At 45.9% G+C, this 23,260-nt stretch carries 21 protein-coding genes and 3 tRNA genes; 12 read left to right on the plus strand and 12 right to left on the minus strand.

Going from position 1 to position 23,260, the window contains the following annotated elements; genetic code table 11:
• The first annotated feature begins 296 nt into the window (after window positions 1-296).
• From AAEY83_RS11600 to AAEY83_RS11625, 6 genes are all read left to right on the plus strand, one after another.
• Window positions 297-372 (plus strand) — tRNA-Gln (locus AAEY83_RS11600).
• 118 nt (window positions 373-490) lie between these two features.
• Entirely contained in the window at window positions 491-1,438 is a 948-nt protein-coding gene (locus AAEY83_RS11605) for a ribose-phosphate pyrophosphokinase (RefSeq protein WP_025645491.1), read from the plus strand.
• A 373-nt stretch (window positions 1,439-1,811) separates the two neighbouring features.
• Complete coding sequence (locus AAEY83_RS11610) at window positions 1,812-2,519, plus strand: 50S ribosomal protein L25/general stress protein Ctc (protein ID WP_025645492.1); 708 nt, start codon at window positions 1,812-1,814, stop codon at window positions 2,517-2,519.
• Between the two features lie 190 nt (window positions 2,520-2,709).
• On the plus strand, window positions 2,710-3,291 hold the full coding sequence (pth, locus tag AAEY83_RS11615) for an aminoacyl-tRNA hydrolase (protein WP_025645494.1): 582 nt from the start codon (window positions 2,710-2,712) through the stop codon (window positions 3,289-3,291).
• 127 nt (window positions 3,292-3,418) lie between these two features.
• Window positions 3,419-3,799 (plus strand): aspartate 1-decarboxylase, encoded by a 381-nt coding sequence (gene panD / locus AAEY83_RS11620; protein WP_010196068.1) that lies wholly within the window; start codon window positions 3,419-3,421, stop codon window positions 3,797-3,799.
• Between the two features lie 213 nt (window positions 3,800-4,012).
• Window positions 4,013-4,981: a calcium/sodium antiporter gene (locus AAEY83_RS11625; RefSeq protein WP_025645500.1), complete on the plus strand. Its 969-nt coding sequence runs from the start codon at window positions 4,013-4,015 to the stop codon at window positions 4,979-4,981.
• Window positions 4,982-5,044: 63 nt separating this feature from the next.
• On the opposite strand, the gene AAEY83_RS11630 is transcribed toward AAEY83_RS11625, so the two are convergent.
• The 3 genes from AAEY83_RS11630 to AAEY83_RS11640 all read right to left on the minus strand — a co-directional run bounded on the left by AAEY83_RS11630 (window position 5,045) and on the right by AAEY83_RS11640 (window position 6,201).
• A complete protein-coding gene (locus AAEY83_RS11630; RefSeq protein WP_227501935.1) occupies window positions 5,045-5,626 on the minus strand; it encodes an RDD family protein in 582 nt (193 codons plus the stop codon).
• Window positions 5,627-5,882: 256 nt separating this feature from the next.
• Window positions 5,883-5,959, minus strand: a tRNA-Arg gene (locus tag AAEY83_RS11635).
• Between the two features lie 152 nt (window positions 5,960-6,111).
• A tRNA-Ser gene (locus tag AAEY83_RS11640) sits at window positions 6,112-6,201 on the minus strand.
• Window positions 6,202-6,375: 174 nt separating this feature from the next.
• Between AAEY83_RS11640 and AAEY83_RS11645 the strand changes: the two genes are divergently transcribed.
• Window positions 6,376-7,176 carry a hydroxymethylpyrimidine/phosphomethylpyrimidine kinase gene (locus AAEY83_RS11645; RefSeq protein WP_025645504.1) on the plus strand — a complete coding sequence of 267 codons (801 nt, stop codon included), beginning with the start codon at window positions 6,376-6,378 and terminating at the stop codon, window positions 7,174-7,176.
• 99 nt (window positions 7,177-7,275) lie between these two features.
• Here the strand turns inward: AAEY83_RS11645 and AAEY83_RS11650 are convergent, their stop codons facing one another.
• The 5 genes from AAEY83_RS11650 to ppx all read right to left on the minus strand — a co-directional run bounded on the left by AAEY83_RS11650 (window position 7,276) and on the right by ppx (window position 13,582).
• Complete coding sequence (locus tag AAEY83_RS11650) at window positions 7,276-7,845, minus strand: YggT family protein (protein WP_025645506.1); 570 nt, start codon at window positions 7,843-7,845, stop codon at window positions 7,276-7,278.
• Between the two features lie 43 nt (window positions 7,846-7,888).
• Window positions 7,889-8,737, minus strand: a complete 849-nt coding sequence (gene proC / locus AAEY83_RS11655; protein WP_025645508.1) for a pyrroline-5-carboxylate reductase — start codon at window positions 8,735-8,737, stop codon at window positions 7,889-7,891.
• 128 nt (window positions 8,738-8,865) lie between these two features.
• The gene (gene tilS, locus AAEY83_RS11660; protein ID WP_025645511.1) at window positions 8,866-10,449 is read right to left on the minus strand and encodes a tRNA lysidine(34) synthetase TilS; all 1,584 of its coding nucleotides are present in this window, start codon (window positions 10,447-10,449) and stop codon (window positions 8,866-8,868) included.
• A 536-nt stretch (window positions 10,450-10,985) separates the two neighbouring features.
• Entirely contained in the window at window positions 10,986-11,789 is an 804-nt protein-coding gene (locus tag AAEY83_RS11665; protein ID WP_025645513.1) for an acetyl-CoA carboxylase carboxyltransferase subunit alpha, read from the minus strand.
• Between the two features lie 266 nt (window positions 11,790-12,055).
• Window positions 12,056-13,582 carry an exopolyphosphatase gene (ppx, locus tag AAEY83_RS11670; RefSeq protein WP_025645515.1) on the minus strand — a complete coding sequence of 509 codons (1,527 nt, stop codon included), beginning with the start codon at window positions 13,580-13,582 and terminating at the stop codon, window positions 12,056-12,058.
• A 465-nt stretch (window positions 13,583-14,047) separates the two neighbouring features.
• On the opposite strand from ppx, the gene AAEY83_RS11675 reads away from it, so the two are divergent.
• Window positions 14,048-14,386: an Mpo1-like protein gene (locus AAEY83_RS11675; RefSeq protein ID WP_051397448.1), complete on the plus strand. Its 339-nt coding sequence runs from the start codon at window positions 14,048-14,050 to the stop codon at window positions 14,384-14,386.
• 87 nt (window positions 14,387-14,473) lie between these two features.
• Here the strand turns inward: AAEY83_RS11675 and hemL are convergent, their stop codons facing one another.
• On the minus strand, window positions 14,474-15,775 hold the full coding sequence (hemL, locus tag AAEY83_RS11680; RefSeq protein WP_025645520.1) for a glutamate-1-semialdehyde 2,1-aminomutase: 1,302 nt from the start codon (window positions 15,773-15,775) through the stop codon (window positions 14,474-14,476).
• Window positions 15,776-15,967: 192 nt separating this feature from the next.
• On the opposite strand from hemL, the gene AAEY83_RS11685 reads away from it, so the two are divergent.
• A complete protein-coding gene (locus AAEY83_RS11685; RefSeq protein ID WP_156923956.1) occupies window positions 15,968-16,120 on the plus strand; it encodes a hypothetical protein in 153 nt (50 codons plus the stop codon).
• A 25-nt stretch (window positions 16,121-16,145) separates the two neighbouring features.
• Here the strand turns inward: AAEY83_RS11685 and AAEY83_RS11690 are convergent, their stop codons facing one another.
• Window positions 16,146-16,502: a zinc ribbon domain-containing protein YjdM gene (locus AAEY83_RS11690; RefSeq protein ID WP_025645522.1), complete on the minus strand. Its 357-nt coding sequence runs from the start codon at window positions 16,500-16,502 to the stop codon at window positions 16,146-16,148.
• A 285-nt stretch (window positions 16,503-16,787) separates the two neighbouring features.
• On the opposite strand from AAEY83_RS11690, the gene ygfZ reads away from it, so the two are divergent.
• Complete coding sequence (gene ygfZ / locus AAEY83_RS11695; RefSeq protein WP_051397447.1) at window positions 16,788-17,552, plus strand: CAF17-like 4Fe-4S cluster assembly/insertion protein YgfZ; 765 nt, start codon at window positions 16,788-16,790, stop codon at window positions 17,550-17,552.
• A 136-nt stretch (window positions 17,553-17,688) separates the two neighbouring features.
• Window positions 17,689-19,014, plus strand: coding sequence for a D-amino acid dehydrogenase (locus tag AAEY83_RS11700; RefSeq protein WP_025645526.1), 1,326 nt, complete (start codon window positions 17,689-17,691; stop codon window positions 19,012-19,014).
• A gap of 147 nt (window positions 19,015-19,161) precedes the next feature.
• On the opposite strand, the gene AAEY83_RS11705 is transcribed toward AAEY83_RS11700, so the two are convergent.
• Entirely contained in the window at window positions 19,162-21,375 is a 2,214-nt protein-coding gene (locus AAEY83_RS11705) for a molybdopterin oxidoreductase family protein (protein WP_025645528.1), read from the minus strand.
• Window positions 21,376-21,516: 141 nt separating this feature from the next.
• Window positions 21,517-22,311 carry a TetR/AcrR family transcriptional regulator gene (locus AAEY83_RS11710; RefSeq protein ID WP_025645530.1) on the minus strand — a complete coding sequence of 265 codons (795 nt, stop codon included), beginning with the start codon at window positions 22,309-22,311 and terminating at the stop codon, window positions 21,517-21,519.
• 576 nt (window positions 22,312-22,887) lie between these two features.
• On the opposite strand from AAEY83_RS11710, the gene AAEY83_RS11715 reads away from it, so the two are divergent.
• Entirely contained in the window at window positions 22,888-23,091 is a 204-nt protein-coding gene (locus tag AAEY83_RS11715) for a CsbD family protein (protein ID WP_025645532.1), read from the plus strand.
• Window positions 23,092-23,260 lie beyond the last annotated feature (169 nt).

Genomic DNA, 23,260 nt, shown 5'->3' on the forward strand with positions numbered 1-23,260 from the left:
GGTATAGCCAAGTTGGTAAGGCATCAGGTTTTGATCCTGACATCCGTTGGTTCGAGTCCAGCTACCCCTGCCATTTTTTGTTTGTCTTCATTGTTTATCATACGAGTACAGCATTGATACTCAGTCCTGGTCGCTAATGTGATCTTGATTTTAGTGATAGCAATTGACAACACCTTCGTATTTTCGGTATAGTTCGCAACGAACACCGTAAATCTCGGTCGTCACAAAGAGTGCAAGCTCGTAGCGATGACACGTTAGGTAAGCGTAGCGATAACAGCTACGATACCGAGCATTACAGGGGTATAGCCAAGTTGGTAAGGCATCAGGTTTTGATCCTGACATCCGTTGGTTCGAGTCCAGCTACCCCTGCCATTTTCTGTAATTGCGTTGTTTCATCTTCTGTAAATTTTTGATACCCACTCTTTTCTATATTTGAGCAGTTTGACACTGCTTAGCGGTCACTGCTTGAGTCACTCAATAGGACTTTGTCATGCCTTATTTGGCGATTTTTACGGGTAATGCCCACCCTGAACTTGCGAAAACCGTAGCCGACCATCTCCATATCCCTCTTGGGAAAGCTGACATCACCCGTTTTTCTGATGGCGAAATCGCTGTAGAGGTTAAAGAACACGTACGTGGTAAAGACGTGTTTATCATGCAGCCCACTTGCGCGCCGACCAATGACAATTTGATGGAAATCATGATGATGGCTGATGCACTGCGCCGCTCTAGTGCTGGCCGTATCACTGCTGTCATGCCCTACTTTGGTTATGCCCGTCAAGACCGTCGTCCACGCTCAGCCCGCGTGCCAATCTCAGCCAAAGTCGTCGCCGATATGCTCAACATCGTCAGCATTGATCGTGTCATGACAGTCGATTTGCACTCCGATCAAATTCAGGGTTTCTTTGATATTCCTGTCGATAATATCTACGGTACGCCAGTATTGTTGAACGAGTTACTCAAGCACGATTACGATAATATCATGGTGGTTTCACCCGACGTCGGCGGCGTCGTCCGTGCTCGCGCGATGGCGAAGCAATTAGGCGATGCTGATTTAGCGATTATCGATAAGCGCCGTGCCCGTGCTAACGAATCACAAGTGATGCATATCATCGGTGATGTCCGTGACCGTGACTGCGTCATCGTTGATGATATGGTCGATACCGCAGGTACGTTGTGCAAAGCGGCCGCTGCCCTCAAAGAAAGCGGCGCGCGCCGAGTGCTCGCTTATATCACGCATCCTGTCTTATCCGGTAATGCCTTGAAGAACATCAGCGATTCAGAGCTCGACGAGATCGTCGTGACCGACACTATCCCATTATCAGATGCGGCAAAAGCTTGCACTAAGATTCGTCAAGTCTCTATCGCGCCGATGCTTGCTGAGAGTCTGCGCCGTATCAATAACGAAGAGTCTATCAGCGCCATGTTTGATGCTTAAGACGGCTCGTTAGTTAGACTGGATTACTGATATCAAAGATTAGCGCTAAAGTAACCCTTTAGCGCTTTTTTTTGCTCTAAAATTACTATTCGTGACCTTCTGCCAAGGTTTTGAGATCTCAAGTGGAGCAGATCATCTTCTACTCTTTGCTTATCAATTTTTATAATCTTTTCAACCCTTTATTATTGCAGCAAAAACACGTATAATGCGCGCCTGTGCTGCTCATTGCTTATTATCTATAGTGTTACAGATTTACATGATAGATATAGGCAGTTCACTCAGCACTTTTTAGAGTATCCATTATCCAGTAGTAGACTGGTCGCAAGTTTTGACGCTGGTAGATACTTCACATACACTCTATAGGATTATATCCATGGCTATTGATCATTTTGCAATTAACGCGGTTGACCGCTCTGCTGAACAACAAGGTAAAGGTGCGAGCCGCCGCCTTCGTAAGCAGAACCTAGTACCTGCTATCATTTATGGTGGTAATGAGGAGCCAACGGCTATCTCTATCAAACTAAACGAGATGGTAAAGTCGCTTGAATACGAAGCGTTTTTCTCACAAGTTTTGACTATTACTACCGATAAAGGCGATGAGCACCAAGTCGTTATTAAAGACTTGCAGCGTCATCCTGCTAAAGGCTTTCCAATGCATGCTGACTTCCAGCGCATTGTTAAAGGCCAGAAAATCAACATGAATGTCCCTGTACATTTCTCAGGCCGTGAAGACGCACCTGGTACCAAAGAAGGCGGTATTCTATCAACGCTTGTCTCTGATATCGAAATCGTTGCGCTACCTTCACAGCTTCCTGAATACCTCGAAGTTGATGTATCAGGTATGGAGATCGGCGATCTGTTCCGTCTATCAGATATCGATCTGCCTGAAGGCGTGATCATCTTTGATCTTGATATGGAAGATGCACACGATCGCACTATCGTTAACATGTTGCCACCAACGCTTGAAGAAGTGGACGAAGATGCAGACGAAGTGGATGCTGATGAAGTACCAGCCACTGAGCAAGGCGGCGAAGGCGCTGAAGGCGAAGCGCAAGACGGCGACGATCAAGACGCTGAGTAATTATCCTTTTGTAAACCCCTACTTTGGTGATACGACGAGTAGGGTTGTTGCATAAAAAACAGCAGGCGATTAAGATCTCCTGCTGTTTTTGTGAGTATTATTTGAAAAGCGAGTAGTGCGTTATTCAAATAGTATTTGTTGTTAGGCTCTTTATATCGAGCTTATTTCTCTTTTTTAGGCAGAGTATGTTATGGCGATAAAACTCATCGTTGGTCTTGGCAATCCTGGTGAGCAGTATATGCTCACGCGGCATAATGCTGGGTTCTGGTTTGTGCAGCATATTGCTCATCAGTTCAATATTACTCTGAGTCCGGATAAGAAGTTCCATGGCATCACTGGCCGCGGGCAAGTGCACGGTCATGATGTACGTTTGCTACTGCCCCTCACCTTTATGAATAAATCGGGTCAATCGGTCGTACCGATGGTCAACTACTATAATATTGCCAATGACGAGCTACTTATCGCTCATGACGAGCTCGATATCGATGCCGGTAGCATTAAGCTCAAGACCGCTGGCGGCCATGGTGGACATAATGGCCTGCGTGATATTACCCCGCATATCGGTAACGACTTTCATCGTTTGCGCGTTGGTATTGGTCATCCGGGCCATAAGTCAAAAGTGACAGGGCATGTGCTCTCAAAGCCCGCTGCCAATGAGCAAATCGCTATTGAGAGTGCGTTAACCGCGGCTTTTGAAGCACTACCTTTACTGTTGGATGGCGATATCGAAAAGGCGCGCTCGCAAATCAATAGCTTTAAATTACCAGAATAATACTATAAAATTGCGCCAGCCTTTTATTTTGGCAAAATCATCCCCATTAACCTTTTGATTTCGCTCATTTAATCTGTTTTTAATATTCGTTTCGTTTTTAATATTCGTTTCACTAAGGAAGCACCTTATGCTACTTAATATGCTCAAATGCAAACTGCACCGTGCCCGTGTTACCCATGCCGAGCTACACTATGAAGGCTCATGTGGTATCGATGGCGACTTATTAGATCTTGCAGGCTTGCGCGAGAATGAATCGATTGATATCTATAATGTCACTAACGGTAAGCGCTTTCGCACTTATGCGATTCGCGCGGAAGCAGGCTCTGGTATCATCTCTTTGAATGGGGCCGCAGCGCACATGGCCGACTTAGGCGATATCGTCATCATCTGTGCCTACGCGCATTTTGATGAAGTAGAAGCGTCTACTTATCAGCCCAAGCTTGTGTACTGCAACGAAGATAACACCGTTAAAGACACTGCAAATATCATTCCGGTGCAAGTCGCTTAACGCGTCCGATACTATTAGATATTAGAGTCGATGTTATGGCAACTATCGATAATTTGTTGTTTCGCTTTATTGCTAGCTGACTATAATTAAAAACTGAGTCCCTTGAGGCTTAGTTTTTTTATGCGCTTTTGTTAGGGTAAGACACTGTGCAGCGCTGTTTTTAAGATAAAATACTTACCCTTAAAAGTTGACTCTATTTAAAGGATGACCCTAATGTGGTTGGCAATTGTTGCAGTAATCGTGGGCTTGGCTATTTTGGTTTGGAGCGCGGACGTTTTTATTGATGGCGCGGTGGTATTGGCCAATAAATTAAATGTGCCGAGCTTTTTGATCGGGGTGGTGATATTAGGCTTAGGAACCTCAGCTCCTGAGATGGTGGTCTCAGTATTAGCGGCGCTAGAAGGTAGCCCTGAGCTGGCTTTAGGTAATGCTTATGGCTCTAATATTATTAATATTGCGCTAGTGCTTGGCGCGACAGTACTTATAAGCCCAATCATTATCCGTAGCAGCATCATCAAACGAGATATGCCACTATTATTACTAGTGACAGCAGTGGCCGCGTGGCAGCTCAGTGATGGCGTCTTAGGTCATACCGACGGTCTGGTGCTCATTGTGCTGCTAGTGATGATATTGGCTATTCAGATCGTCTTAAGCCTACGAGAAGGCAATCATGAGCACGAAGACGATCCGACGCTAGAGAGCAGCGAGGAGACTAGCGCTATCCGCGGTATCGGTACGCTATTTTTAGGCCTGCTAGTACTGATATTGAGCTCACGTGCTATTGTGTGGGGCGCGGTAGAGCTGGCGACGTTTTGGGGCCTCAGTGAGCTGATTATTGGTCTGACGATTGTCGCTGTTGGCACATCCCTACCAGAGCTTGTTGCAAGCTTGTCAGCGGCGCGTAAGGGCGAGCACGATATGGCTTTGGGCAATATTATCGGCTCTAATATTTTTAATACCTTAGCCGTCGTCGGACTTGCTGCGCTTATTGCGCCAATCACTCCGAATGCCATTATCTTGTCACGCGATATATTGGCAATGGGACTGCTTACTATCTTGCTATTTGCAATGTGCTTATTTGCTTTTACCACTAAGCGCAATTTTGGCCGCAGCTCTGGCGCGACTTTAGTCTTATTCTTTATCGGCTATACTTTTTGGCTCATACAAACGGTTTCTGTCTAAGCGGTGACTATCAAAGCGGCTAATAAACCACTGCAAAAATGGGCATGAGCCATGAGCATAGTGCTAATTTTTACGATTTCTAATCACCCGCCATAAGCTCTCATTTTCAGTCTTTGGCATCTTTAAGGTGACAGTATTAGAGATCATATCTTGCACAGCCAGACCGCGGCGATTGAACAGACAAAAAGCATAGTTGAACACCAGTCCCAAAAAAGCGCTAGTCAGGATGATAGCGCGTGACCCGCCGATTAAGCTGCCGATAACGCCGAAGACGAGCGGCATTAAACTTGCCGCCATGATCCGCTTAAAAGACTGTCCCCAAGTGAGCAGATGGCCTGAGTCATTGACCGTTTTTAGTCGCCAAGTCTGCATCCCTAAAGTCTGACCACCGCGCCGCCAAAACAAACCATAAAAACCCACTAAGGTTAAGATAAACGATGGCGTCATCACTATATTTTGATACCAAACGGGTAGCGAGCGGGCTTGTGCGGACTCTGTACCCGTCTGCATAGTCAGTAGCGTGCCTATTACCGTCAGTACCGTGCCTACTAAGAAGAGCAAAGCCAGTATAAGCATGCCATCATAAACGATAGCGGCAAGCCTAGTGGTTGGTTTGGCGATAGTAGGCTCTTCCACTGCTGGCATAGCCGTAGTCGCTTGGCGGCGTGGCTTTTTTGTTTTGACAGTGGCTCTTTTTTTACTCTTTGGCATAGCTTAAGCTCATAGCAGACATCAAATGATAGCCTATTGTACCGTAATTAAAGGGTTTATCATAAAACTATGAGAGATATTAAGAACCATAGCGATAGAATCAACAAGCGCAAAAAAACCGCCAAATGTCAGAAGACAGGCGATTGATTTAGGATGTTCTTTATTACTTTTAATACATTGATAATGCAAATGGTGCGCCTGGAGAGATTCGAACTCCCGACCCCTTAGTTCGTAGCCAAGTGCTCTATCCAACTGAGCTACAGGCGCTTATTGCACATCATCTACTACGCAGTATATAACTTTTGTAGCAAATTAGGTTGGTCATTATATAGATAATTTTGACGTTGTCAATAACTTTGCTCATTTAAACAAGATTATTTTCACATTCAATCGATGTTATCTACAACAAACCGAATAAATGGCGGTGAAGGAGGGATTCGAACCCTCGATACGCTTACACGTATGGTTCCTTAGCAGGGAACTGGTTTCAGCCACTCACCCACTTCACCGGACAAGATAAGACTTCTATAAGATAGAATACAGTATCGATACTAACGATACGTCTTATGCTGTGGGCGAGTATTATAACAAAGCCAAAACGAATTGCAAGCCTTGCGGCCGTATTTGCTATAATTTAATTTTTATCTTATGGATTACTACACCAATAACTCTAAGGAAACCTTATGCGTCCAGTCGTCCTTTGTTTTTCAGGTTTAGACCCTTCTGGCGGAGCAGGCTTGCAAGCCGACATCGAAGCCATCGGGCAAGCAGGCGCTCATGCCACTGTCGCTTGCACCGCTATTACCGTCCAAAGCTCGCAGCAAGTCTTAGGCTTTGAGCCTTGTAACTCCGAATTAGTCAGAGATCAAGCGATGGCAGTGCTCAACGATTTGCCAGTTACAGCGATCAAATCCGGCATGCTTGGCACAACGGATAATATAAAAATGCTGACTCGGTTATTCGCTAATAAGGTGGTTAAAAAAAACATCCCCTTCGTGCTTGATCCAGTACTCGTCGCCAATAGTGGTGGCAGCTTAGGTGATGAGGCGACTTTGGTAGCGGCCTTTGAGCAGCTCCTACCCTACGCGACTTTAATTACGCCAAATACTCATGAGCTGCGCGCTTTAAGCGGTGAGCAGGACTTACATACCGGTGCAAAAAAACTCTGTGATAACGGCACGCATGCTGTACTCGTCAAAACCTCACATGACTTCGACAGCGGTGATATTGAACAGTATCTATATATAGCAGGTGAGATGGTACATAAAAGCGTGCTACCGCGCTTAGACGGTGAGTTTCATGGTTCTGGCTGCTCACTTGCCAGCTATATAGCTGGGCGCTTAGCGATGGGCGATGAGATAGTGGAAGCGGTAAAAGCGGCTGATACTTGGATTACTCAGACTTTAAAAGCGGCGGATGACCCTCATCCCGATAATGTGCAAGCGCAGCTGATACCTAATCGCTTTGTGAAAGCTGAAAGTTGACAGGTGCATAAATCTTGACTCTAATGATGACACAGCAAAAAGCCCTACACTCATGACAGATGATGTAGGGCTTTTAATATATTAAGGCATATTAGAAACTTAGCCTAGCATCGGCATCAAGCTCGCTGCGAGGGCTCCGACCATTATCTCCATCAAATAAATAGCAAAAAAAGCAATGATAGGTGATAGGTCAAGCATACCTAAATTCGGTGTAATACGGCGAAATGGTGCTAATATTGGCTCAGCCAAACGCATGATAATACCGATAATCGGATGCGAGGATTGGGTAAAGACTACAATCCAGCTAACCACAATAGAACCGATAATGAGATAACGACTCAATCTTAAAAAGTCTAAAATCAGACTGAGTGTACCCTGAAAAAATAGCGGAATCGGTGCAATCCCTCTTTGCATCAAGGCCGCCTTACCAGAGATGTCAATCAATCGAATCAAAAACATCAACACGATGGCGGCAACACTGATGCGTCCGCCCCCTAAAGTCGGAAAGATACGGCCAAACACATCAACGATATGGGTGGCTCTATAAGCCGGCGCAATCATAGGATCGCGCGCATCCATCCCCGCAAACTGTAGCATAAAGCGGATAAAGATCAGCAGCATCGCAAAGGTGGTGACCAAATCAAAAATCTGTAATAGTACGTTGTTCATTAAAGGCTACTCAAAGTGTCGACATAAAAATACTAGCGCGGTTTTATTTCATCTCTTCGCTAAGCGCTTGACTGCGATCATAACAAGCTTGCATCGCCTCGCCTATCTGACGACCGACCTCATCAGCTTGCATAGACTCAATCGCCGCTTGCGTAGTGCCATTTGGTGAAGTCACTTTGCGACGTAGCTCGGCCGGGGTGTCATCGCTACCCATCGCCATCTTCGCCGCGCCTAGCATCGTTTGCATAGCAAGGCTTGAGGCTTGTTCGTTATCTAGACCTAGCGCCACGCCGCGATCGATCATTGACTCTAGGAAGTAGAACATATAAGCAGGCGCTGAACCCGACACCGCTGTCACCGCATGTAGATGCTCTTCATCTTCCACCCACATAACCAGACCTGAGGCCTCCATAGCCGCTGTGGCCAGCTGCTTTTGCGGCTCACTGATGCTATCAGTTGCATATAGACCGGTTGCGCCCATCTGTATCATCGCCGGCGTATTAGGCATAGCACGGATGATATTTTGGTAGCCGCCAAGCATATTCGCTAAAAGCTCTGTTGATAGACCCGCAGCTACTGACATAACCAATTGCTTATCGAGCACATCAGTGAAGCCGCTAACGACCGCTTTCATCACTTGCGGCTTTACTGCAAGGACGACTAGATCCGCGTCTTTTACTGCAGTGGTAGCATCAGCGGTTGGATCGACTGTTTTAAGACCTTTTGCGCCCAGCTGCTGACGGATATCAGCGCTTGGGTCGGCAACAGTAATCATCTCAGGCTTGACACCGCAGCCAACCAGACCACTGATTAGCGCCTGCGCCATATTACCGCCACCGATAAAGCTTATTTTTTTATTATTGAGAACTGAGTTATTATTTTGTTGTGACATCATAGTCTCCTAATAGCAATTTCTAATATAACTTTGTTAGAAATAGTCAAAAGTATTCAAAGTGATAGCGCTAAAATGGGGTCTAGTTTAGCATACTGCCATTATTGTCGTTTGATAAATTCGCAGGCTTAGGGTTTGCGCACTTTTTGCAAAGCATTAACACAAGCTTCGCTTAACAAAGTTAATGTATCGGCAAGGTTGTTAGAAGATAAATCGCTTTTTAACGTCCAGCTCTGAAACGGTGACAAAAGCAGCAATGGCACCTCTACTTTTGTATCAGCACTATTCTCATTGCTCATATCCGTATCTGTTACAACTGCACTGACCACCACTAAGCTACTGCGCAGCCATACAGGAATGGCCAGCGTTTGATAGAGCTTCTTACCCGCTTGTGCTCGGCCCATTGTCGTGGTTTGTACTTTACGCAGTCGATCTAATGGCGTTATCTTAAGACTGGTTTCATTATCTATAAGCTCTTGGTATAGCTCCCTATCCGCCCTAATATCCGCTTTAGTCAGATCAATTTGTAGCTGCCAAAGATAGCCTGTATCTCTACTTTTACGAATATCAACAGCTAAACTTTTTGACAAATCATAGCGGTGCTCAAGCGTCGCTGATGCCAGCCAATCGACAAAGTCGCGGCTTAAACGATACAGCTGCTGACGAAAGCGATAGATGCGGTAGTGTTGCAAGTGTGCGTGCCAGTCAAGCTCGGTTTGATGATCGTTATCTTGCCGCTGAGTAAGCGCATAGACATCATCGATTAACTGCTTGCTCGGCGGTAGCGGCTCATCTTGCGCTAGCCAATAGTACAGTAGCTGCTTTTGTCTTGGCGTCGATAAGTCATGCAGCTTATCGATAGCTAATACCCGCTGAGCGCTAGCAAACTCAAGCGACTTAATAGCTGTCGTCTGCAGATCTTGCTCAGCTTGCGCCTCTACTATCGCTTGCGCTTCACTAAGCAGTTGCGCGCTACGAGCAACGTTGCCTATGACATTCGCATTATAACTAACAAGTTTGGGCATAATATCACGGCGTAAACCGCTACGCACATTATCACCGCTCGCGTTGGTCGGATCGTCGATATAAGGCAGCTGCAGCTGCTTAGCATAATCGCTAATCGCAGCGCGCGTCACCGTCAGCCAAGGCCGCCATAGTGCATAATGCTGGCCTTGCCGGCTTTGATGTTGATGTAGGTGCTCGCGCCAAGGCTGCATGGCAGCTAGACCTTTAATCCCTGCGCCTTGAATCAGGCGCATCAGTACGGTCTCCGCTTGGTCATCAGCATGATGCGCGAGCATTAACACGTCACCTTGATTGATATACTCTCGCATGACGCGATAGCGAGCTTGCCGCGCGGCTTGTTCATCTTGGCCTTGCACTTGAGCCTTTAAAATAGTACAAGAAAGCTGCTGAGCGGCGGCCCAATCAGCAACATGGCTGGCCCAAATTGAACTATCAACTTGCAAGCCATGATCGACATGTAACAGCTGCGGCAAAAAAGGCAGCCTGTCTTGCTGATAAAGCTGTACACATAGCGCAGCTAGGGCCAAAGAATCGCGGCCACCGCTACACGCGAGCCAAATTCGCCGGCCCAGTAGCTGATGATGATAATCCGCTAGACTCCTTAACACTGCCGCTGCCAACTGCGCATCGATAGCTAAGTCGGCTATAGGTTTGATTGGATAAGGCTTAATAGCGCTATTAGTCATAGTTATTCTTACTATAGTCAATCAATATTAAAAGTGGTACAAGGCAGACGAGTGCAAGTACTACAGTAGTAGGCTAAACGAGTCTAACGCTGTAACACTTTAATAGTGGTTCGACTATATCTATCGTCTGAAACTCGCCCTGACTATAATAATCAGGCAGCAAAAAAAACGCACTAATAATTAGTACGTTTTAGTTTATGGCGTGTTGAACATTCACAAATGCGCACTGCTGATCGCTAAAATAGTTCTAGTCGTCGTTAAAATTGCAGGTAATGCTTATTGCATTGGCTAGATTTTCACAACGACTAGGGCGATTTTAGCATCAGCCTTCACGACAACAACAGGGACAGGACTATTTTTTGCCGCTTTATTGATAAAAATAGACGCTTAGAACGACTAAACTTACCATTTTTATCTGCAAATCGCCTAAAAAATAGTCTCTGTCAGTGCCATGGTCGAATGTTCAACACGCCCTCGCATTAAGTCAGTTTATTAAGCTAAAAGCGCACTGCTCATCAAAGCCTTTTAGAACAAAACTAGCCAGGCAACATCACTTCTGAATCAAATGATTTTAGCTTTTGATAACGCTGCTCACAGCGCTCATCAGCATCCATATCAACTATCTCAGCCAGTTGCTCTTCTAACAACGTCTTTAACGCCTCCATTACCGGCTGCGGCTGCACATGCGCGCCCTCGCCTTCATCGATGACAGCATCAATCAAGCCCATTTGGTAAAGATTAACGGCGTTTAGTTTTAAGGCTTCGCTGGCATCTTGCGCTTTTTCAGCGGTTTTCCAAAGAATAGAAGCACAGCCTTCAGGAGAGATGACTGAATAGATACTGTTTTGTAGCATATTGACTCTATCGCCAACCCCAATCGCTAGTGCCCCGCCTGAACCACCCTCGCCTATAATAGTGACGATGATAGGTGCTTTGAGGCTAGTAAACACAGCGATACTCTCAGCGATCGCTTGCGCTTGGCCGCGCTCCTCAGCGCCGATACCAGGGTACGCGCCTTGGGTATCGACAAAGCTCATAAGCGGAATGTTAAAGCGCTCAGCCATCTTTGCCAACCGAATCATCTTGCGATAACCCTCAGGATTGGCCATACCGAAGTTATGAGCAATGCGCTCGCGGGTACTACGGCCCCGGTGCTGACCGATGACCATCACAGGCTGACCATTAAAACGGGCCAAACCGCCCAAAATCGCTTTGTCATCGGCAAAAGCGCGGTCACCATGCAGCTCATCAAACTCTGTAAATAGCTGATTGACATAGTCCATAAACAGTGGACGTTTTGCGTGTCGTGCCAGCTGTACGCTGTCCCAAACAGTACTCATAGACTTATCCTTATGGGTTTTATAAAAAATATCAGTACAAGTGTAAACTCAATTAAACTATAGTAGCACACCTTGAGCGTTATGGCAGTGTCGATATAGTCGATTCGCTCTAAAAATAGTGTAGCGCTGCTGGGATGCTCTTTTTAAAACATAAGTTGCGCAGCATCGAAGGAACGCAGCACGCAAGTAAAATTTATACCAGTAGCGTCTCTAAATTTATAACACTTTTATTTCGAACTGACTGTATCTTTGCTTTTTAGATAAAATTAGTTTTCGATCACGCTCAGCTCAATACCCCATTTTGCGAACTGCTCGATATCAGCATGAAGATCAGAGTACAAAAAGGCATAATGCTTTTTATCAGTGCTCACAGTGATCTGCCAATGTGTATCATCTAGAATGACCAGCTCCATCAAAGGTAGCTCATACTCGCTGCGGCTATGATGCGCAGAGACAGCAAGCCTCAAGAGCAAACACAAATACAGCAGCTGCTCGCCGCCAAGTTGGCAAGTCTGCTCAAGCATATCACTTTTTAGCTTACGTCTATGACTGAGCACCAGCTGCGCCATCCGTTTTTGATCGACCTGTGAGAAACCCGGAATGTCAGAGTTCCCCAACAGATAGGCACTGTGGCGATGATAGTTGCTATGACTAATCGCCAGTCCTATCTCATGTAAGTAGGCCGCACGTCTTAGCAGATCACCGTCATCATTGCTGAGCTGCAAGTCATCTTGCACTTGCCTGAAGAGATGACGACTGGTTCTGACCACTTGCCGGGCTTGTTTCTTGTCCACTGAATAGCGCTTAATCAAGGCCAGTACGCTACGGTCACGCACATCTTCGCTTGCAAAGCGGCCGAGCATATCGTACATGACGCCCTCACGCAGCGCCCCATCAGAGTATGCCAGAGTCTCTATGCCGAGCACTTTCATTAAGGCTCGCAGTACCGCGACCCCAGCTGGAAACACCGCTTTTCGGTGCTCTTTAACGCCCTCAAGCTCAATATCTTTGACATCGCCAATAGAGATCAGTAGTTTTTCTAATTTTTTGACCCCTTCGTAAGTGATGCACTCTTGCTCATTGGCCCAGCCTTTGGACACTAAGACATTACGCACCGCCTTGATGGTACCACTTGAGCCGATAACGCTCGTCCATCCTGCCTTTTGGTATTGACCGCTGATAGCGAGCACTTCCTTGCGCGCCGCTGCGATAGCAGTCGTAAAAGCTTTATCCGTGATTTGTCCATCAGCGAAGAATTTTTTGGTAAAGGCCACACAGCCCATCTGCAAACTCTCTGTCAATAACGGCTCAAACCCTGTACCGATAATAAATTCAGTCGAGCCGCCGCCAATATCTATCACTAAGCGTTTATCGCTACTAGCATTAGTGTGCGACACGCCTAAATGAATCAGCCGCGCCTCTTCACGTCCGGCGATAATCTCAATGGGATTGGGCAAAATCTCATTGGCGCGAGCAATGAAGTCATCGGCATTTTTGGCTTGGCGCAGAGCGTTGGTCGCGACAATACGCACTCGCTCTGGCGATACCGAGTCTAAGCGCGCGGTAAAACGGCTCAGACAATCAAGTCCTCGGCGCACCGCTTCGGCGCTGAGGATGTTATGCTCATCGAGTCCCGCTGCCAGCTGCACTTTTTCAGACATAGAGACGACTTTACGTACCTCGCCATGATCGAGCCGGCCAATAGCTAAGTGAAAACTATTGGAACCGATATCTATCGCTGCCATAAGCTCGTTTTCGGCAAGGGGCGGGTTTTCAAGGTAATTAGTGGGCATAAAGTGGCGTTACCGTAACTGTGGATGAAATAAAAAGTTTGAGATAAGTGCTAATATTAAGTTAGCATCATAAAGATTAGCAAACGCTAAATAGCGCTATCAGTAAAAGTGCTTATTAAAGCATTTATGCCAAATCCTAGCAAACAACGTGAGCCTTTACCGAAAGGTTGTGTAAAACTGACTTTTAAGTAATCCGTGATGCTAGTATTGCGGAGCACAGCTTGCTACATTAAAACTTAGTAATATTTTTTATAAAACAAGGACTTAAGCACAACTACTCATGTTTATAGGCTATTAAATAAAGCCCAAATCAAGATTGTAGTTCAGATAATTTTAGCAAAGGAAGCTACTATGACTATTCGACATAATACCCAAAACGATACCCAAACTACTACTGCGCAAACTACTCATGATAGTAACGCCGCTCGCACTGATCAGCATCTAGCTAATCAAAATCGTCAAGAAATGACAGAAACTAAGCAAAAGGCGCAACAAAACTTCTATGACTTTTATTTAGAAGAGCATCAAAACATGGCCTGTCGCCGTCTGCACTTTGCAGGTAGTAGTTTTGGTCTATTAGGGCTAGCAAAGTCTATCCAAACCCGCTCGCCCAAACCTTTACTCAAAGGTATTGCTGCAGGCTACGGCTGCGCTTGGGTCGGTCATTTTTTCTTTGAAAAAAACAAACCGGCCTCTTTTAAGTTTCCGCTAAAAAGCTTTGTCAGCGATTTTCGTATGTATACTGACGTCTTGCGCGGCAATCTAAGTTTAAGGGATATTAAGTACGATAAACGCGCAAAGTAGCTACTGCAGTTAGCATCATATATGAGACATAAAAAAAGCCAACACTTTTGACGATGTTGGCTTTTTCTTAGCTTTAAGATATTGCGTTTAGGCCTTTGCTATCTCTGCAAAGATCTCATCGGCCGCCTGTATCGATTTATCCAAATCATCGCTGCTATGCTTAATCGACATAAACCCTGCTTCATACGCAGAAGGCGCTAAGTAGATACCGCGATCGAGCATACCGTGGAAGAAAGTATTGAATTTATCCATATCGCAAGCGGTCACATCATCAAAATTGTGCGGCGTTGGGGTCTGACTGTCTTTAACAAAGAAAATACCGAACATGCCGCCTAGCTTGTTAGTACGCAAGTGTATACCGTGCTTATCAGCTGCCGCTTGAATACCATCGACTAGCTTATCAACTTTAGCCGCGAGCTCATCATAAAATCCAGCAACCGTCAAATCTTCAAACATAGCGATACCCGCGCGCATCGCTAGCGGATTACCTGATAACGTACCCGCTTGATAGACACCGCCCATCGGCGCGATACATTCCATAATCTCACGCTTACCGCCAAAAGCGCCAACAGGCAAGCCTGCACCAATGATTTTACCAAAGCATGTCAAATCAGGCTGAATGTTAAAGTGCCCTTGCGCACCGCCAAGACCAACGCGAAAGCCGGTCATGACTTCATCAAAGATCAGCACCGCGCCATGAGCCGTGCACTCTTGGCGTAGAGTATCGTGGAAGGCTTGCTCAGGGATGACCATATTCATATTGCCTGCGATCGGCTCCACGATAACGCATGCAATAGTGTCGCCCCACTTCTCAAAGCAGGCTTTGATCGCTTGTGGATCATTATAAGGCAAAGTAATCGTGTGCTTAGCAAAGTCAGCAGGTACGCCCTTTGAGGTTGGCTCACCGATATCGAGCATACCAGAGCCGGCCTTGACCAATAAGCTATCAGAGTGGCCGTGATAGCAGCCCTCGAACTTAACGATATTGTCACGGCCCGTATAGCCGCGTGCTAGGCGAATAGCGCTCATCGTCGCCTCAGTACCAGAGCTGGTCATACGTACCATCTCAACACTTGGCACGATCTCGCAGATTTTATCAGCAACCGTCGTCTCAAACGGAGTTGGCGTCCCAAAGCTTAGCCCATCATCGGCGGCTTTTTTGACCGCGTCAATCACTTTAGGATGCGCATGCCCTAAAATCATTGGCCCCCATGAGCCAATATAATCGATATAAGCGTTATCTTCAGTGTCATAAATCTTGCTGCCAGAGGCCTTGTGCATAAACACTGGCGTACCGCCCACCCCAGCAAAAGCGCGAACCGGCGAGTTGACGCCGCCTGGAATGTGCTTGCGGGCTTGGGCAAAGAGTTGTTCGTTTTTAGTACTCATAATTTTAGTACTCATAATTAGTCTCTATTATTGTATTGAAGTTTATTTTTAGTCTTGCTTGGTTTTGGCTTACTTAAAACAGTCGAACGAAAAGATTTTAGATAAAAGGTTTTAGATAATTTATTTCCTATCAGACTCGCTAACAGGAAGTATAAATAAATGTAAACATAAATCGATAATGGGTTGGGCGCTATGTCTGCCAATGCCGGAACGCCTTGGAGCGATGATGAGGATCAGCAGTTAGCCAAATCTTTCGATAACGGCAGCTCTATCAGCGTACTAATGACAGAGCATGGGCGCACTAGAGACTCAATTAACTCGCGACTAGTGAGCTTGGGAAAGTAACCGGCTAGCTGACTTTATATTCGCCTTAAGCTTTTTTCACCACTGACGATTTGAGCTTCATTTGCCCAAAGCCATCCACTTTACAGTCAATATCGTGACCATCTACCGGATCATCAAGCAAGCGAATACTTTTGACTTTTGTGCCGACTTTAATGGAGGTTGACGCGCCTTTGACTTTTAAATCACGAATGACCGTTACCGCATCACCATCTTGCAGCTCATTACCGACAGCGTCACGTACGATGCTGTCTTCCTCAGCTTGATTCTGAGCCGCATCCGCTTCGGCGGCTGTCCACTCATGAGCGCACATCGGGCACACCAGTAGCGCGCCATCTTCGTAGGTATAATCTGCATCACATTTGGGGCAATTGGGTAAGCTCATAGTTGTCTCATTAGTCATTATTATTGGCGATATGACCGCCACTATACTGGGCGTATTATCAATAAAGTATAAAACCATCTCTGTATTGCTCATTGTAGCGTAAGTCGCTATCTTTGACCAATGAGCGCCTGTATTGCTTTGGCTTGAAAATCACTAATAACACCCAATGTAAAAGATAATCATGATGTTTTTTGCGCTCAGTTTTATGCTACTCTGCTGAGACCTTTTAGCTGTTCATTAGAATAATTCAAACCTCATCAATCAAAAACTATAATAGGAATACCAATGAGTGACGCAACGTCCATATCTGATCAAAATCAGCTGCCCGCCTTTGTCCAACTGACCCTGCAAGGTGAAGATGCAGAAAAGTTTTTGCAAGGCCAGATTACCTCTGATGTGACTAAGCTTGGGCTAAGCTTCCAGCCGACCGCACTGAGTAATTTAAAAGGACGTATAGAGTTCGGGCTTTGGATAAAAAAACAGGACGAAAATCAGTTTGATGTCGTTCTAAGTAGCGACTGCGCTGAAGCCTTGCAAACTCATCTCAATAAGTTTGGTGCTTTTTCTAAATTTGAGACCAGTGCACCAACGCCGATTTATCCTTGCATAGTGGCGGATGAGCCTACCTTTAGTCATAAAGACGAGCATAATACTGCCGAGGAGACGCAAGCTTGGATGCAGACCAGCATCGCTACAGGTAACTACTGGATAGTAGCGGCGACGCAAGGTCAATTCCAACCCCAAGAGCTGCGCCTACATCAGCGCGGCGGTATGGACTATGATAAAGGCTGCTATTTGGGTCAAGAAGTTATCGCGCGTATTTACTTTAAAGCAGCGCCAAAAGCTTTTCTGCATTATGTAAAAGGTACAGGCGATACGCCAGCAGCAGGTGAAAAGCTGGGTAAGATACAAGTCGTTAATGCGATAGCGGCAGGCGATAATGGTTTTGAAGCTTTGGTCGTTGCGCGTCCAGAGCAGTTAGCAGATAGTGAGATGACTATTTTGGATCTGCCAGCTGCCTTGCAGGCTGATGTGGCGCGTCCGCAGTAGCTGACTTTGTAGCCGGCTTTCAATAGACCCGACTTACAGTCGATCTGCTATAAAACGTCGCGCCTTATTTTTAGTGACTACTATACTTTTATACTCTGATATACTCTGACGACAGTCGACTAGAGACTTTTTACTTATGAGCCATATTGCGGTACTCGGAGCAGGCGTAGTAGGCGTGACAACTGCTTGGTATTTACAAAAGGCGGGCTATCAAGTTACCGTTATTGAGCGCGAGTCGGCCGCTGGGATGCAGACGTCATTTGCCAATGGCGGGCAAATCTCAGTTTCTCACGCCACCCCTTGGGCTAACCCTAAAACGCCAATCAAGGCACTCAAATGGTTGTTTCGTGAAGATGCGCCACTTCTTTATCGTCTGCGTGCGGATAAAGCGCAGCTAAAATGGGCGATGCAGTTCTTAAAGGAGTGCCGCGCGGATCGCGCCGATGCCAATCTAGTGCAAATGCTCCATCTAGGGCTTTATTCACGCGCAGCGCTACAGCAACTCAGACGTAGCATCGATATCGAATACGAGCAGCAAACACGCGGTATCATGCACTTTTATACGAGCCAAGCAGAGTTCGATGCCGCCGTTGCACCGACCGAACGTATGCAAGAGCTTGGCTGCGAGCGTCATTTTATCGATGTCAATACTGCTGCAAGCCTAGAGCCTGCGCTATACCCTATCGCGCACAAGCTCATTGGCGCAACTTATACTAGCCGTGATGAGTCTGGTAATGCCCATCTATTTACTCAGCGATTAGCGGCCAAGTGTAAGCAAGCAGGCGTCAGCTTTCTATACGATACTGATATTGTGGCTTTGAATACCAATGCGCACTCGCCTCGTCCTCATGTGCATAGTATTACTATTCGTCCTGCCGGCCAGAACGCGCAGACTTTTAGCGCCGATAGCTTCGTGATCGCACTAGGTAGTTATAGTGTGCCTTTAACCAAACCTTTAAATATTGATCTGCCGATATTTCCGGCCAAAGGTTATTCTGCCACTTACCGCGTCAATCCGCGCGCGCCGCATTTAGCGCCTTTTGTTAGCCTGATCGATGATGAGTACAAGCTAGTGATGTCGCGACTTGGCGATAAGCTACGCGTGGCTGGTACCGCTGAGTTTAATGGCTATAACATGGATCTGAATATGACTCGCTGCAAAGCCATTACTGAGCGCGTACAGCAGATTTTTCCAAAAGGCATTATCGCTAGTTCGGCTAAGTACTGGACAGGACTGCGGCCTATGACGCCATCGAATGTACCGCTAATAGGCCGCGCGCACTTAGGTCAAGTCCGTCACGGTAGTCAAAATAGCGCGGCAACCTTTGATAATTTATGGCTGAACACCGGACACGGGACTTTAGGCTGGACACACGCTTGCGGCTCGGCTAAAGCCATTAGCCTGCTGATACAGAATGAGATGCCAAAGGTGCAGTTTGATTTTGTGGGCATCGATAAGTAATCGTATTCTGCAAGTGCTAAGTTAAAAATGCCAGAACAACACAAATAAAAAAGACGCCTATTTAAAATAAGCGTCTTTTTTTGATTTAGTGCCAGTTTGTCATTTAATAGGAGTAGCGTTTAACAGGAGTAGCGTGCTACATACCTCTTAAGCCACGACTTTATCATTAACTGTCGCCTCATTATCCTCTCTGGCAAACGCAACCGCTTGCAGAGTGACCGGCACGCCATTGACTGCTGCATTACCGCTTAGCTCATCGATAAGCGTATCATCGGTCAAATCATTGACACTGACACCTGCATTCGCCTGAGCAATTTTTTGTTTGACGCCTTTACGGCCGTGACCGAAGCCATGCGGAATACTTACCACACCTGGCATCAGCTCATCGGTGACCTCAGCGTTGATAGTGACCTCACCGACACGCGAGGTGACTTTGACCGCTTGACCGTCTTCGATGTTATGAGCCTTTGCAGTATCAGGGTGCAACATCAGTGTACAGCGCGACTTACCTTTGGTGAGACGATGACTGTTATGTAGCCAAGAGTTATTACTGCGCACATGACGACGCCCAATGAGTAAGATCTGGCTCTCATCATAGCTTGCCATCATCTCCTCCACCCGCGCAAGATCGGCTTGATAAAAATCAACATTGAGATTGATTTGCTGATCTTTATGCTTGATGGCTTCTGGCAGCATCGGCTTTAGTGGCCCTAAATCCATGCCGTGAGGGTATTTTTTGAGCTTTTTCAGACTCATTCCATAATAAGGACCACGCTTTAGGCCTTGGTCAAGTATAAACTCTGGCCCCAGCTTTTGGATCAGTTTGCGCTCAGCTTTGAGGGGTAAAGGCGCATTCTTATCCAAACGCTCAGCTAGCTCTATATAGATTTGCCAATCATGCTTAGCGTCTTTGGGCTTAGTAAATAGCACAGGCGAGTATTTAGCCACGTTGTGGGTAGCAAAGCCATTAAAGGTGACATCATAATGATCGCGCTCAAGCGCTGAGACTGGCGGTAAGATGATATTGGCGTGGCGGCTGGTCTCCGTCACATAATAGTCAAAGCATACCATAAACTCCAAACTCTCAAACGCTTGATCTAGCTTTTCGCCATTGGGTGTACTGAGCACCGGATTACCCGCCACACACAAAAAGCCTTTGAGCTGCCCTTCGCCCTCGACTAACATCTCATCTGCCATCGCTGCTACCGGATACTCACCGTTGAAGTCAGGTAGATTACTGACGCGGCTGTGACGTTTACCCAAATAGCCAGGACCCGTGTTTTGCACTACGTTGACGGCAGGGTTTGGGAACATCAGGCCGCCGACCTCATCCAAGCGCCCTGTGACGATATTGATAATCATCACTATATATTGACTTAATAAGCCAAACTCTTGCACCGAGACGCCCATACGGCTATAGCACACTGAGCTTTCAGCCTCACAAAACTCTTTGACCAACCGCTTAATTTCATCAGCGGCGATGCCAGTAATCGGCGCGACGGATTCTGCGCTATAACCTTTAGCGAAGTCTGCCATGCGCTCAATCTCCGGAGCGAGGTCAGCGGCTCTATTATTGACACGTGCCTTTTTGGCGTAGCCTTGCGCATAAATCTCATTGAGCATCGCAAGGAGCAGTAACACATCAGTCGCCGGACGGATAAAGTGATGCTCGCTGGCGATATCAGCCGTCTCGGTACGTCTTGGATCGATGACCACTACTTTGCCATCGCGAGCTTTGATATCTTTTAGCTTTTGGCGCATGTTCGCGGCGGTCATGATACTGCCGTTAGAGGCTAGCGGATTGCCACCGATGATCAGCATGTGCTGAGTACGATTGACATCAGGCACAGGGATACGCAGCATGTGACCGAACAGATGCAGGCTAATAATGTGATGCGGCAGCTGATCGATAGAAGTGGCTGAGAAGCGAGTGCGAGTCTTGATGCTGCCCAATAGATGCTTAATGGTGAGCATACCGCCTAAGTTGTGCACGTTAGGGTTACCTAGATAGACGCCAAAAGCGTTGTTGCCATACTTTTTTTGTATGGACTGTATGCCGGCCGCGACTTTGTCTAACGCCTCATCCCAACTGATCTTTTTCCAGCCATCAGCGGTGCGCTCGACAGGATGGCGCAGGCGATCAGGATCTTCGTGCAAATCTTGCAAAGCGGTGGCTTTTGGGCAGATATAGCCTTTGGAGAATGGATCGTCCTTATCGCCCTTGATAGACAGCACCTTTTCGCCATCATGCTTGACGACGATACCGCACATCGCTTCACACAAGTTGCAGGTTCTAAAGTGAGTTTGTTCACCTGCTGTACTTGCGTCTTTGCTTTTATTTTCACGGATACTTTTAATCATAGTTTAACTTCCTTGTCGTTGACTCTTATTCCAGTGTAAGACCGCTAGAATGTACTGGGTTAAAATATTGCTAGATACGAGCTTAGGTTTTACATCCAGCCTTAAACTTTGTTTTTTAAACGCTATCTTTAAACGCTATCTTTAAACGCTGTGTTTTTGCCAAAAACGGATGAATAAAGCATTTAAGTTTTGACATAAGATGGTGATGGCTTGACCTCGAGTATAGCGCTGCTGGTGACAGCCTAGTATCAGCTCATGGACTTGCGCTGAGGCAATATCGACACACAAATTCACTTCAGAAGCCTCAAAATCACAGTCAGATAACGTCAGACCTTCGACAAATATCTGCGTCCACTCTTGTTGTATCTCATTGATTAAATGACTCAAACCGCTGCTTGTAGACAGCTGATTTTCTGTACTGAGTTCTATACTGGGTTTTGTACTGAGTTCTATACTGAGTTCTAAGCTGGGTTTTGTACTGAGTTTTGTAGTGGGGCCACAGCGCAGACGATCCTCGTTTAAGCGCTGAAATAAGTCGATATTAATAAAGGCGGCATCAAAGATGTGGTTAAGACATTGCTCACAGCGCTGGTTGAACTGAGTCTCACTGAGCCAAGCATAGTCTTTAATCATTTTTATCCAAGCGGCGCGCATGGGCGAGAGATAATTATCCTTTAGCCGTGCGCTTAGCTGCTGTTGCAGCTCATCTAAGCTTGCAAAATGATTATAAAAACTTGGCTGCGCAATCCCTGCGCCTTTGGCGACTTTATTCATACTCATGCCTGCGCTGCCTTCACTGCTATATAGACGCAAAGCGCTTTTCATTATCGCGTTACGCGTTTGTGCCTTGGCAAGCTTGCGTGGTGATGCAGTGCTCGCTTTTGCAAACCCGTCTTTTTTATCACCTATATCATCGATTATTTGTGTCACTTTCACGCTTAGCCTTTTATTAAACCACTTTATGCTTATGTTTAGACTATAAGGTTATAGTCATTTGCACGGGCTGTCTATAATTTAATTATCATGAATAACAGATTACTAAGATAAGCTAGCAGTGCCTTGAGTGAAGCTGTTAGAGAGAAATCATGACGATCTAGAAAGAATAACCGTCTAACTAGAAAGAATAACCGTCTAACGAGATTATTTTGCAGAATAAGAAGTTGTATATTAAGACGCTTTTTAAAGTACTAGAACTTACGAGTACTAAATATCATAGTCAACAAATAGAACAGCCGTACGGTTACTTTTAATTTTGCTTACTCTTACAAAGGTTACATACTCATAATAAATTTGCGGCCTTTATTATTGTTGAGTAACACTAAAAACACCGTTAATACAGACAGCGCGAGTCATAATTTATATAGTAAGAATCACTAGTTATTGATGCATCGCTTAATAGCGATCTATTGAATGCTAGAGAATATAAACTCATTAATCGGCTATATTATAAAAATAGGTAAATAGAAGGACTTTTATTTTACTGAATGAGCCGCTAGTACAAGGATAATCACTATGAATGAACATACTCTAAAAGGCGAATGGAACCAAATGAAAGGTTCAGTAAAACAAAAATGGGGCGAGTTGACCAATGATGACCTCGACCAAATCGAAGGTAGCCGTGATAAGCTAGTCGGCCGTGTACAAGAACGTTATGGCCATAGCAAAGAGGATGCCGAGCGTGACGTGGACAACTGGCGCCGTGAAAACAACTATTAATAGTTGCAAGATAGAATAGATATTTTTATCTTTACCGTATTGGCTGATGGTCGATACGGTTTTTAGTATGTCGGTGTTAACTCTCATTGCTCATTAGACCTCTTGCAAAAGTCATAATTTAAGCTCGGAATTAATGATACCAGCAAACAGCTTCATTCTAAGATCATAG

Origin of the sequence: Psychrobacter sp. TB20-MNA-CIBAN-0197 (assembly GCF_040309765.1) — a bacterium.
Lineage (GTDB): Bacteria > Pseudomonadota > Gammaproteobacteria > Pseudomonadales > Moraxellaceae > Psychrobacter > Psychrobacter submarinus.